Here is an 11,881-nt window from a genome sequence, read left to right on the forward strand (position 1 = left end):
GAATTTCAGCCCGTCCGGCGCTTGAGGACACCCGCGCGGAGCGCAAAGAAACGGTGAAAGGGCGGGCCAGGGGCAACACCCCATAAGGTGCCACGCATGATCGCACCGAACGCCTACCTCTCCCACCTCTTCTCCCTCGACGGCCGAGTCGCCCTCGTCACCGGCGGCAGCTCCGGCATCGGCCGCGCCATAGCCGGCGCCCTCGCCCGCGCCGGCGCCCGCGTCGTGGTCGTCGCCCGCGGCGAGGCCGCGCTCGCCGCGACCGTGGACGAGCTCACCGAGGACGGCTGCCGGGCCGCCTGGGTGAGCGGGGACCTCGGGAGCCGGGACGGCGTCCGTGAGGTCGCCGACCGTGCGGCGGAGGTCTACGGCGAGCCCGACATCCTCGTCAACTCGGCCGGGATCAACCTCCGTCCGCCCATGACCGACCTGGGCGAGGACGTCTGGGACGCCACCATGGCCGTGAACCTGGAGGCACCGTTCCTGCTGGGGCAGCGATTCGGGCCGGGCATGGCCGGACGGGGGTACGGGCGGATCATCCACGTCACGTCCCAGCAGGCCCACCGCGCGTTCGTGCAGAGCGGCGCGTACGGCGTCTCGAAGGGGGCGCTGGAGTCCCTGGCGCGTTCACAGGCCGAGGCGTGGTCCCCGCACGGGGTCACTTGCAACACGCTCGTGCCGGGGTTCGTGATGACGCCGCTCAACGAGCGGCTGTCGTCCGACCCGGCCAAGGTGGAGGCGCTGGCCGCGCGCACGCTCGTGGGGCGCAACGGGCTGGCGGAGGACTTCGCGGGGGCGGCGGTGTTCCTGGCGAGCGGGGCCTCGGCGTACGTCACCGGGCAGGCGGTCTTCGTGGACGGGGGCTTCTCCGTCCACTAGCTCCGTCCGTCGGCCTGTCGCCGTCAGCGGCCGGGGGCCTCGTCCACGACCTGGACGACGCCCCCGGCCGGCTGCTCGACCACCACCGGCGCGCTCGCGTCCGTCCCCCGGCCGACCGCGTCGGCGGTGACGGCGGCGGTGACGGTCCCCGCGAAGCCGAGCACCGTGGCCGTCACCAGTGCCGCGATCCTCTTCCTGTACAGCTGCGGCAGTGCCATGGTCCCGTCCTGCCTCTCGGTCGTGCGTTCATCCTTGCGTTGTCACAGGTGATGACGGGCCCGAGGTGACAGAAGATCCCGCTGTTACAGATTTCTCATGAAACCTGCCGGAGTTCTCATGACCGGATTTCTCATGAAGCCTGCGGCAGACCGATGGGATTCAGCTCGGGCAGCACCGCCGCGCACGCCCGCGACAGCGGCGCGAGGGCCGTCAGCAGCGCGTCGACGTCCTCCGGTGCCGGGCCCTGCCAGGGCCGGGACGCCGCCAGGTCCGTCGCCGCCTCGACCTCCGCGTACAGCCGGCGGCCCTCCTCCGTCGCTCTGCCGTCCGCGTCCAGCAGTCCGCGGTCCGCGAGGCGTCCGGCGGCGGCCTCCCACTCCTCGTCCGTCCATCCCCGGAAGGGCCGGAGCGCCTCGCGCGGCACGTCGATGCCGCTCCGCAGGACGAGCGACTCGCAGCCGTCGACACCGGCCGCGACCAGGGCCGCCACATGACCGTCGCCCCGGTGCTCGCGCAGCAGCGTCGCCGCGTGCCACAGCCGGTCCAGCGGGTCGACCGGGAGGCCCAGCGCCGCGTTGGCCGCGCCCAGCGCCCGCCCGGCGCAGTCGAGCCCTTCCAGGCGCCGGCCGAGCAGCTCCGCCGCCCGTGCGGCCTCCGTCTCCAGCCCCGCGAGCAGTCGGCGCAGCGCGGCATGTGCGCCCGCGCGCCGCAGTTCCAGCGCGCGGCCGGGGGAGACGATCTCCCACACCGACGGCAGGGCGCGGGCCACGGTGCCGGGGGCGAAGCCGAAGAACGTGGCCGTCACCAGCTCCGGGCCCACCGGGCCGAACGGTGCGGAGCGGCCCGCGAAGTAGGCGCGCCACCAGCCGCGCAGCCCGGCTTCCTCGAAGACGGCCCGCCCCTCCGGGGCGAAGTACGTGACGGCGTGGACCGGTTCGGTCAGCTGCCAGACGGTGCGGGCCGTGGCTGCTGCGTCCATGGTGCGAACCTCCGGGAGAGGGAGCTCGGTTGGGCGGCCAGCCTAAACGGTCGTCAGGACAGCATGCTTTTCAGGAGACGACATCTTTCAGGAGACGACATCCTTCGCCCGGAAGTGCCGGAAGGCGAGGGCGAACAGCACCAGCGCGTACGCCACCGACACCGCCGCTCCCTTGACGAGGCCGCCCCATTCGGCGTGCGGCTGGAGCACGTCCACCCACGCGTACTGCCAGTGCGCGGGCAGCAGATCGCGCCAGTGGCCCAGGGCCGTGACCGCGTCCAGGACGTTGCCGAGGATGGTCAGGCCCATCGCCCCGCCGACCGCGCCGAGCGGCGCGTCCGTCACCGTGGACAGCCAGAACGCCAGTGCCGCCGTGACCAGTTGGCTGACGAAGACATACGCCGCCACGGCCGCCAGCCGCTCCACCGCCGTGCCCGCCGGGAGCGTCCCGCCGGTGGGGATCTGCAGGGGCCCCCAGCCGTACGCGGCGGACCCCGCCGCGAGCGCCACCAGCGGCAGCAGCAGGATCGCCGCCGCGCTGAAGCCCAGCGCCACCGCCAGTTTGCTCAGCAGCAGCCGCGTCCGTGGCACGGGCGCCGCCAGCAGATAGCGCAGCGACGACCAGCTCGCCTCCGAGGCCACCGTGTCGCCGCAGAACAGGGCGACCGGCACCACCAGCAGGAAGCCCGCCGAGACGAACAGCGCCGTGGCGGCGAAGTTGACGCCGGAGGCCGTCGCGGTGTCCATCAGCGAGACGCGGCCGTCGCGGCCGCCCGACCGGCCGCCGATCGCGAACGCCGCGATCAGGACGAACGGCAGCACGGCCAGCACCCCGCCCACCACCAGCGTGCGCCGACGGCGCAGTTGGCGCGCCGCCTCGACGCGCAGCGGCAGGGTGCGGCCTGCCCGATAGCCCGGTGCGGCCGTGCTCATGTCGTGCCTCCGATCAGGGTCAGGAACGCGTCCTCCAGCCGCCGGTGCGGGCCCACGCCCGTCACCGGGATCTCCAGCCGGACCAGTTCCACGAGCAGTTGTGGAGCGGCCAGGCCGTCGAGCCGCACCAGCAGCCCCTCGTCGCCGCGCACGGCCGAGGCGACGCCGGACAGGGCGGCCACCTTCTCCGCGACGGCGTCGGTGACCCCGCCCGCCACGCCGACCAGCAGGGTGTCGCCGGAGCCCGTGATCTCCGCGACCGGCCCGGCGGTGACCAGCCGCCCCCGGTCCATGACGACCAGATGCGTACAGCTCTGCTCGACCTCGGCCAGCAGATGGCTGGAGACGATCACGGTGCGGCCGCCCGCCGCGTACCGGATCATCACCTCGCGCATCTCGCGGATCTGCGGCGGGTCGAGGCCGTTCGTCGGCTCGTCCAGGATCAGCAGGTCCGGCAGCCCGAGCATGGCCTGGGCGATGGCCAGGCGCTGGCGCATGCCCTGGGAGTAGGTGCGGACGGCGCGGTCCAGCGCGGAGCCGAGTCCGGCGATCTCCAGGGCTTCCTCGGCGTGCGCGTCCCCGGCCGGGCGGCCCGTGGCGCGCCAGTACAGGTCGAGGTTGGCCCGTCCCGACAGGTGCGGCAGGAAGCCCGCGCCCTCCACGAACGCGCCCACCCGGGAGAGGACGGGCGCGCCGGGGCGGATGGCGTGGCCGAAGACGCGCACCTCGCCGCCGTCGGGGCGGATGAGGCCCATGAGCATGCGCAGGGTCGTGGTCTTGCCCGCGCCGTTCGGCCCGAGCAGGCCCAGCACCTGGCCGCGCTCGACCCGGAAGGACAAGTCCCGTACGGCGTACCGGTTGTGGGACCCGGCATAGCGCTTGGTCAGCCCGCTGATCTGCAACGGGACGTCGGCGAGGGCGGGTTCGGGCGCGGGCGCGGAGGTCCGGCGGCGGCCGGTGAGCAGCAGCGCCAGCGCGACGGCGGCACCGGCGGCCGGCAGGCCCCAGGTCCACCAGGGGAGTCCGGACGAACCGGCCGTCACCCCGGGCGCGGTGGGCACGCCGATCGCGTCGTCCGCGAGGGAGACGGTGTAGGTGTCCGGGGCGGCGGGGGAGGCGTAGCCGAGGTCGGTGGCGGAGAGGACGAGGCGCATCCGGTGCCCCGCCTCGAAGGTGTGGTCGACGGCGGGGAGCCCGACCTCGACGGTCCGGCCGCCGCCCTCGGCGTCGTCCATGCGGAGCGGGGTGACCTGCTGGCCGGGCAACTGCCGCTTCCCGTCCGGCCCGACGTCGTAGAGCTTGGCGAAGAGCGTCGCCCCGCCGCTCTCCGAGGCCACCTTGACCTTCACGACCGGGCTGCCCGTGACGCGTACGCCCTCGGTGAGCCGGGCGGAGTCGAAGCGGGCGTACCGGCCCGGGATGTCCAGGGCCGGGCCGAGGCCGAGCCTTGACAGGCGCGCGGCCGCGCCGAGTCCGGGGACGGAAGAAATGGAAGGCGGCGCTCCGCCCGGGGGGTTGGCGAAGCGCTGCTCACGGCCGGTGAGGGCGACGGGACGGGGGGCGTTGCGCAGGCCCGGGTAGCGGTCGCCGCTCGCCCCGTGCAGCCGCTGCCTTCCGTCGGCGGAGTCCAGCCCTCCGGTCCTGCTGATGCGGAACGCCGGTCCGGTATCGGCGTCTTCGTCACCCTTGAGGTAGCGGTCGAACCAGGCGCGGGTGCGCTCCGCGATCCGGTCGTTCTCCTCCTCGGTCCCGGTGTCGTGGCCGCCGGCGATCCAGTCGACGGCGACGGGTGCGCCGTTGCGGCGGATCGCGTCGGCGGCCCGGTCGGCCTGGTCGAGCGGGAAGAGCGAGTCGCTCTGCCCCTGGACGAGCAGCGTCGGGACGTTGATGCGGTCCGCGAAGGCGGAGGGGCTGCGGCGTTCGAGCAGTTCGCGGGCCTCGGTGTCGGGGCGGCCGGCGGTGGCGACGCGCTCGTACATGGCGCAGACGGCGGGCTCGAAGCGGCCGCAGCGGGCCGCGGACCCGGTGCTGAAGAAGACGCCGGACCAGAGTTTCTTGAACACGCCGCCGGGGAAAAGGGAGTCGGCGAGGTTCCAGTAGGTGATGCTCGGGGCGATGGCGTCGACGCGCTTGTCGCGCCCGGCGGCGAGGAGGGCGGCCGCGCCGCCGTAGGAGGCGCCGGCGATCCCTACACGGGGATCGCCCTCGGCGTCGAGGCGGACCTCGGGGCGGGTGGCGAGCCAGTCGACGAGCCGGCCGACGTCGGCGATCTCACGGTCGGGGGCGTTGAGCCCGATCCTCCCGCCGGACTTCCCGAACCCGCGCGCCGACCAGGTCAGCACCGCGTACCCGTCCCGGGCCAGCTCCTCGGCCCGGCCGCGGAGTTCGTCCTTGCTGCCGCCGAAGCCGTGGGCGAGGAGGACGGCGGGTCTGCGGCGCCCGGCGTCACCGGCGGTGAAGAAGGACGTGTCGAGCCGGACGCCGCCCCCGGAGGCCGCGAGGAACCGGTCCTCGCGGTGGACCGGTGGATCGCCGCGGGTGGAGGCGGCCACGGTCCAGGTGCCGGTGCCGGCGAGCACGGCGAGGGCGGCGGTGGCCGCCGCGAGCCGGGTACGCCGATGGCGGGGCAGGCGGAGCTTCATGACGGCATGTTATGTGGGGGCTCGGGCGGATGTGCGGGCCGGTGGGGGAGGGGGTTCGCTCCCCGCCGAGAGGGTTTGCTCCCCGCCGCCCCGCCCCCTGGCCCCCCGAAGCGTCCTCCGGGCGCCGTCCTCAATCGCCGGACGGGCTGGGAGGGCCCGCCGATCCGCCCCCGTCTGTGCGCATACGCACCATCCGCACGTTAAGGAAGGGAATACTCCGAATAATCTTTCTATCGATCACTTGTTCCCTCTTCCGTGCGTACCCATAATGGCCTCTGCGCCACCGCGGCACATCCGCGACACGCGGGCGTCGCCGCGCCGACGGGCGCAGCGGATGTTTCACCGCTGTTGTTCCTGCACATGGCTGCCGTCCGTGACGGACGCGGCCTCAGAACCGTTCGGGGGAGAACCTGGTGACCCAGGCCACCAAGCCGTCCATCGCCACCGAAATACTCGATTACGTCTTCCAGTACCGCCGTTTAATCCCGGGAGCCGACGCCGACTGCGGCGGCAACACCCCCTGCGCGGAGTGCATGGCTCCGCAACAGGCCAAGCTGGAGAAGTTCATCCAGGCCGGTGAGCCCATCCACTTCGTCCTCCCGGCCTTCCCCGCGAAGTCGCCCAACATCCACAAGGTCCTCGGCGAACTGCCGGACCTCGCCGAGCGCCTGGCGCTGGAGTTCCTCCAGTCGTTCTGCGACCACCTGGGCCACTACTACGCGCCCGGAGCCCGTGTGACCGTCTGCTCCGACGGGCACACCTTCGCCGACGTGGTCGGCGTCTCCGACGAAGCGGCCACCCGCTACCGCGACGAACTCGAGCGCGTCGTCGACACCTTGGGCGCGGACGCCATCGGCTTCTACTCCCTCCAGGACGCCTTCGACAGCACCGACTACCCGGCCGTGCGCCGTACGCTGCTGGAGAAGTACGCCGAGTCGCTGGAGGACCTGCGCGGGCGCGCCGCCGGTGACGAGGGCCTGAAGGTGATGTTCAACGGCATGCACCGATTCATGTTCGAGGACCAGATCGCGGTGCGGCAGGACGCGAGCCGCAACCGCGTCCGCGAGGACGCCAAGGTCCTTGCCTGGCAGGTCATCCGGCACAGCAACGCCTGGAGCCGGCTGGTCGCGGACGAGTTCCCGGACGCGCTGCGGCTGTCCATCCACCCGCAGCACCCGCACTCCGAGAAGATCGGCCTGCACCTGATGCGGACCGGCAACCCGTGGCTGACCCCGTGGCACGGCGTCGCGCTCGAGGTGGCGGACGGCATGCTGCTGACCAAGCGCAGCCACGCCGAGGAGCTCAACGCCTCGCTGGTGTGGCGCAACGACCGCCCCAGCCACTTCGTCGCCCCGCACCTGACGGTGCAGCAGGTCATGGCGTGACGTCCAGGTGAGATGACGGCTCCCCCCGGCGCGGTCAGCGCACGGGGCGGGGGTCGCCGAAGACCTTGGGGAGCGAGCCCCGCGGACGCCAGACGGTGCCGCGGCGTTCGTACGCGAGCAGGATCTCGACGGAGTGGACGATACGGGGTCCGAGCTCGCGCTCCACCAGGTGCAGGGCCAGGTCCAGACCGGACGTCACCCCCGCGCTGGTGACCAGGTCCCCGTCGTCCACGACGCGGGCGGACACGACATGGACTCCTGCCGCGCCGAGAAGGTCCATGCCCAGGTGGTGGGTGGTGGCCCGCCTTCCCGACAGAAGACCGGTCATGGCGAGGAGAAGAGAGCCGCCGCACACGGCCGCGACCGTTGTCCCGGGTTGCCTCATGGAGTGGGTGAGAAGGGAGAGCAGGGTGCTCTGCGGGGCCTGTTCGCGCAGCGCCCTGGTGGCCGACGTCAACTGCCCGTAACCGCTGCTCTCGGCTGCCTCCAGTTCGTCGCCGGACGGGGCCGAGCCGGGGACGAGCACGAGATCGGCACGGTAGGGGTCGAGTCGCCCTGTCGCGTTCAGCGTCAGGCCTTCGATGCTGCTGGGCACCGGGCGGGCCCCTTCGGCCGAGACCAGTTCCGCGCTGACGGCCCCGCCCGAGACGATCCCCGCCGTGTGCAGCACCTCGTACGGCGCGATGACATCGAGAGGGTCGAAGCCATCGAACAGGACAAACTGGGCATGCATGGAAATCCTCGAATCGGTCATCTTCGCTGTCGGCTGTGATGACCACCACGCTATGAACCGCCGACCCCCCTCCCAAGGGGCCCGAGTGACAGGGGTCAACGGAATATCGCCATCCGACTCCGCCGTAGCGGGACTATGTTGTGCATATGCACACGGTTGCCGTCCTGGCTCCTGAACAGGTGGTCTCCTTTGATCTGGCCACACCCGTCGAGGTCTTCACCCGGACCCGGCTGCCCGACGGTGCACCGGCCTACCAGGTCCGCATCTGTGCCGAACGGGCCGAGACCGACGCGGGCCCCTTCACTCTCCAGGCCCCCTGGGGACTCGACGGTCTGAAGGGTGCCGACACGATCGTCGTCCCCGGCACCGCCACTCCCGCCACGCCCCTTCCGCCCACCATGTGCGAGGCGTTACGGACCGCTGCCGCGGACGGTGCCCGGATCGCCGCCATCTGCTCGGGCGCGCTCCCCCTCGCTTCCACGGGCCTGCTCGACGGGCTGCGGGCCACCACCCACTGGGCGGTGGCCGGTCTCCTGGCGGACACCTATCCGGACGTCGACGTCGACCCGGATGTGCTCTACGTGGACAACGGACAGATCCTCACGTCCGCCGGCGCCTCCGCCGGTCTCGACCTGTGCCTCCACATGATCCGTCGCGACTACGGATCCGCCGTGGCCGCCGACGCCGCCCGCATGGCGGTCATGCCCCTGGAACGCGAGGGCGGCCAGGCCCAGTTCATCGTCCAGCCCTGCATCCCGACCCCCCGGGGTTCGGTCCTGGAACCGGTCATGCTGTGGCTGCAGGACAACCTCGGCCACGACCTCACCCTGGCCGACATCGCCGCCCGGGCGGGCACCAGCCCCCGCACCCTCATACGTCGCTTCCGCGAACAGACGGGAAGCACCCCGCTGCAATGGCTCCACCGGGCCCGGGTCCGTCAGGCACAGCACCTGCTGGAGACGACCGATCACACCGTCGAACGCATCGGCGCCCAGGTCGGCTTCGGATCCCCGACCTCCTTCCGCGACCGCTTCAAGCGCGTCACCGGCGTCAGCCCCCACTCCTATCGCCGCAGTTTCGGGCGGACTCCGGTCTGATCCCGCGCCACCCGCAACGTCACGATCTCGAACGGCCGTAGCGCCAGCCCGATCGTCCCCTCCACGACCCGGACCGCCTCCGACGGGCGTTCCAGCAGGTCGCAACGGTGGGCCGACACGGCCTCGAAGCCCAGGGACAGTTGGGCATCCGCCCGGCCGCCCAGGGACTCGTACAGCCGCAGGACGACATCGCCGCTGCCGTCGTCGGCCAGCTTCACCGCCGAGATCACCACCGCCTCGTTCGCCGAGTGCACCAGTGAGCCCACGCCCCGGTCGCCCGGGACGCGCCGCTCCGGCAGGTTGATCCGGTAGCCCTCGCGCACCGCGTCGCCGATCCCCGCGCCCGGCACCAGCGCGTACCGGAAGCGGTGCACGCCCTGGTCCGTGCGCGGATCGGGGAAACGGGGGGCCCGGAGGAGGGAGAGGCGGACCGTGGTGGTCGTGCCGCCGTCGGCGGGACGGACGTCGCGCGTCACGTCGTAGCCGTACGTCGAGTCGTCGACCAGCGCCACGCCCCAGCCGTTCTCCTCCAGATGGACGAAACGGTGTGCGCACGCCTCGAACTTGGCGGCATCCCAGGTGGTGTTGGTGTGCGTGGGCCGGTGGAGGTGGCCGAACTGGGTCTCGGCGGCGATGCGGTCGCTGCGGATGTCCAGGGGGAAGGCCGCCTTGAGGAACTTCTCCGACTCGTGCCAGTCCACTTCCGTGTCGATGTCCACGCGCCGTACCCCGGCCGGGAGTCCGATGCGTTGTACGACGCGTGAGCTGCCGAAGGAGCGGACGATGCGCACCGCGCCGTCGTCCGTGAGCTCCACCGCGTCGGCCTCCACCAGATCCGTGACCGTGTTGCGGTAGAACTCGTCCACGTCCCAGGCGTCCCACATGTTCGGGAAGTCCTGGTGGAGCTGGAGGAGGTTGGCCGGCGCGCCCAGCGTCTCCCGGCCGCTCTCCGTCTCGCGTACGGACACCAGCAGGCCGCGCCCGTCGATCTCCACCCGCAGCAGGCCGTTGGCGAGGACGTACCCGCCGCCCTCCCGGGGCGCGGCCGTCGGAGGCTCGGGGGCCAGGGCGTCCGCGAGACGCGCCGACAGTGCCGCGGCCCCGCCGCGCCCGTGCGGCGCCGCGTTGAAGACCACCGTGCCGCCCGCCGTCCCGTCCCCGGCCAGCGCGGTCACGGCCGCCCCGATCAACTCCTCCAGCTCCGCCGCCACTTCCGTGTACGTCCGCGCGGCCTCCCGGTGCACCCAGGCGATCGACGTGCCCGGCAGGATGTCGTGGAACTGGTGGAGGAGCACCGTTTTCCAGAGGCGGTCCAGGCGCTCGTACGGATACGGGAAGCCGGTGCGCACCGCCGCCGTCGCCGACCACAACTCCGCCTCATGCAGCAGGTGTTCGGCCCAGCGGTTGCCCTGCTTGGTACGCGCCTGGCTGGTCAGCGTCGCCCGGTGCAGCTCCAGATACAGCTCGCCCGCCCACACCGGCGCGTCCTGCGCGTACTCCGCGTGCGCCTTCTCGAAGAACGCCGACGGCCGCTCGAAGACCACCCGCGCCGAACCCTCCAGATCCGCCAGGCGCTTGGCCCGCGCCACCATCTCCCGCGTCGTGCCCCCGCCCCCGTCGCCCCAGCCGGTCGGCGCCAGCGAGCGCGTCGCCCGGCCCTTCTCCCGGAAGTTGCGGACGGCGTGCGCCAGTTCCTCGCCCGACAGCTGCGCGTTGTAGGTGTCGATGGGAGGGAAGTGGGTGAACACGCGCGTCCCGTCCAGCCCTTCCCACCAGAACGTGTGGTGCGGGAACGTATTCGTCCGGCTCCATGAGATCTTCTGCGTCAGGAACCACTTCGAGCCCGACAGTCGCACCAGTTGCGGCAGCGCGGCCGAGTAGCCGAACGAGTCCGGCAGCCACACCTCCTCCGTCTCGATCCCGAACTCGTCCAGGAAGAACCGCTTCCCGTGCACGAACTGCCGAGCCAGCGCCTCCGACCCCGGCATATTGGTGTCCGACTCCACCCACATCCCCCCGACCGGCACGAACCGGCCCTCCGCCACCGCCTTCTTCACCCGCGCCCACACCTCGGGCCGGTGCTCCTTCACCCATGCGAACTGCTGCGCCTGCGACATGGCGTAGACGAAGTCCGGCTCGTCCTCCAGCAGCGCCGTCATGTTGGACGTCGTACGGGCCACCTTGCGCACCGTCTCCCGCAGCGGCCACAGCCACGCCGAGTCGATGTGCGCGTGCCCGACCGCGCTGATCCGGTGCGCGGAGGCGTGGGCGGGGGCGGTGAGGATGCCGGTCAGCCGTTCGCGGGCCCGGGCCGCCGTCCCGCCCACGTCCTGGAGGTCGAGGACGTCCAGCGCCCGCTCCACCGCCCGCAGCACCTCCCAGCGGCGCGGCGCCTCCTCCGGCAGGCCCTTCATCAGCCCCTCCAGCACCTCCAGATCCTGGACGAGCTCCCACACGGCCGTGTCGAACACGGCGAGGTCCATCCGCCCCAGCCGGTAGCGCGGCCGGTCGTCCGCCGTCTCCCGGTCGCCCAGCTCGGTCGGGACGAACGGGCGGTAGTCGAGGATCACCGGGTTCGAGGCGGCCTCGACATGGAGCTCGACCCGTTCGCCCCCGGCGGCCGGGGCGGCGACGCGCACCCAGTGGTTGCGCGGGTTGAGCCCCTTCACCGGCGAGCCGTCGCCCCGGTAGACCAGCCCTTCGCACTGGAAGCCGGTCATGTTCGGGTCGAAACCCAGATCGAGGACGGCCTCGACCGTCCGTCCCGCCCATTCCTCCGGCACCGCCCCCGACACCGTGAACCAGCTCGTCCCCCAGGCCGGACCCCACGCCGCGCCCGGCGCGACCGGTTCGCGCGGGGCCGCGATGCCCTCCGGCACGGGCACGGGCTCGCCGGGCGCCTGCCAGACGCCCACGTCGAGGGGGACGGACTCCGGGTACACGGCCGGCCGGATCCGTTCGTCCAGCACGCGCTTGAGACGGGCCTCGGTGAGCGAGCGGTCGTTGTGCATCAC

General features: G+C 72.5%; 9 protein-coding genes. 3 read left to right on the forward strand and 6 right to left on the reverse strand.

Annotated elements, in window-relative coordinates; genetic code table 11:
• The first annotated feature begins 96 nt into the window (after window positions 1-96).
• A complete protein-coding gene (locus tag AB8735_RS31675; RefSeq protein WP_344022265.1) occupies window positions 97-879 on the forward strand; it encodes an SDR family oxidoreductase in 783 nt (260 codons plus the stop codon).
• Window positions 880-902: 23 nt separating this feature from the next.
• Here the strand turns inward: AB8735_RS31675 and AB8735_RS31680 are convergent, their stop codons facing one another.
• From AB8735_RS31680 to AB8735_RS31695, 4 genes are all read right to left on the reverse strand, one after another.
• The gene (locus tag AB8735_RS31680) at window positions 903-1,097 is read right to left on the reverse strand and encodes a hypothetical protein (protein ID WP_344022267.1); all 195 of its coding nucleotides are present in this window, start codon (window positions 1,095-1,097) and stop codon (window positions 903-905) included.
• 131 nt (window positions 1,098-1,228) lie between these two features.
• Window positions 1,229-2,077 (reverse strand): hypothetical protein, encoded by an 849-nt coding sequence (locus AB8735_RS31685; RefSeq protein ID WP_372411059.1) that lies wholly within the window; start codon window positions 2,075-2,077, stop codon window positions 1,229-1,231.
• Between the two features lie 87 nt (window positions 2,078-2,164).
• Window positions 2,165-3,010 (reverse strand): ABC transporter permease, encoded by an 846-nt coding sequence (locus AB8735_RS31690; protein ID WP_372411060.1) that lies wholly within the window; start codon window positions 3,008-3,010, stop codon window positions 2,165-2,167.
• Complete coding sequence (locus AB8735_RS31695; protein ID WP_372411061.1) at window positions 3,007-5,652, reverse strand: alpha/beta fold hydrolase; 2,646 nt, start codon at window positions 5,650-5,652, stop codon at window positions 3,007-3,009. The genes AB8735_RS31690 and AB8735_RS31695 overlap by 4 nt, the downstream gene beginning before the upstream one ends.
• Window positions 5,653-6,065: 413 nt before the next feature.
• Here AB8735_RS31695 and AB8735_RS31700 point away from each other — a divergent pair, with 413 nt between their 5' ends.
• Window positions 6,066-7,037, forward strand: coding sequence for an isocyanide synthase family protein (locus AB8735_RS31700; RefSeq protein WP_344022276.1), 972 nt, complete (start codon window positions 6,066-6,068; stop codon window positions 7,035-7,037).
• 34 nt (window positions 7,038-7,071) lie between these two features.
• Here the strand turns inward: AB8735_RS31700 and AB8735_RS31705 are convergent, their stop codons facing one another.
• Window positions 7,072-7,770 (reverse strand): DJ-1/PfpI family protein, encoded by a 699-nt coding sequence (locus AB8735_RS31705; protein WP_344022278.1) that lies wholly within the window; start codon window positions 7,768-7,770, stop codon window positions 7,072-7,074.
• 146 nt (window positions 7,771-7,916) lie between these two features.
• Here AB8735_RS31705 and AB8735_RS31710 point away from each other — a divergent pair, with 146 nt between their 5' ends.
• Complete coding sequence (locus tag AB8735_RS31710; protein WP_372411062.1) at window positions 7,917-8,867, forward strand: GlxA family transcriptional regulator; 951 nt, start codon at window positions 7,917-7,919, stop codon at window positions 8,865-8,867.
• Here the strand turns inward: AB8735_RS31710 and AB8735_RS31715 are convergent.
• The gene (locus tag AB8735_RS31715; RefSeq protein ID WP_372411063.1) at window positions 8,834-11,878 is read right to left on the reverse strand and encodes an alpha-mannosidase; all 3,045 of its coding nucleotides are present in this window, start codon (window positions 11,876-11,878) and stop codon (window positions 8,834-8,836) included. The two genes, AB8735_RS31710 and AB8735_RS31715, sit on opposite strands and share 34 nt — an antisense overlap.
• Window positions 11,879-11,881 lie beyond the last annotated feature (3 nt).

It is taken from the genome of Streptomyces luteireticuli (assembly GCF_041519305.1).
GTDB classification, from domain to species: domain Bacteria; phylum Actinomycetota; class Actinomycetes; order Streptomycetales; family Streptomycetaceae; genus Streptomyces; species Streptomyces luteireticuli.

Bases quoted from the DNA above. Each gene is read 5' to 3' on its own strand.
- AB8735_RS31675 (WP_344022265.1), top strand. From the start codon at position 97: ATGATCGCACCGAACGCCTACCTCTCCCACCTCTTCTCCCTCGACGGC.
- AB8735_RS31680 (WP_344022267.1), bottom strand. From the start codon at position 1,097: ATGGCACTGCCGCAGCTGTACAGGAAGAGGATCGCGGCACTGGTGACG.
- AB8735_RS31685 (WP_372411059.1), bottom strand. From the start codon at position 2,077: ATGGACGCAGCAGCCACGGCCCGCACCGTCTGGCAGCTGACCGAACCG.
- AB8735_RS31690 (WP_372411060.1), bottom strand. From the start codon at position 3,010: ATGAGCACGGCCGCACCGGGCTATCGGGCAGGCCGCACCCTGCCGCTG.
- AB8735_RS31695 (WP_372411061.1), bottom strand. From the start codon at position 5,652: ATGAAGCTCCGCCTGCCCCGCCATCGGCGTACCCGGCTCGCGGCGGCC.
- AB8735_RS31705 (WP_344022278.1), bottom strand. From the start codon at position 7,770: ATGCATGCCCAGTTTGTCCTGTTCGATGGCTTCGACCCTCTCGATGTC.
- AB8735_RS31710 (WP_372411062.1), top strand. From the start codon at position 7,917: ATGCACACGGTTGCCGTCCTGGCTCCTGAACAGGTGGTCTCCTTTGAT.
- AB8735_RS31715 (WP_372411063.1), bottom strand. From the start codon at position 11,878: ATGCACAACGACCGCTCGCTCACCGAGGCCCGTCTCAAGCGCGTGCTG.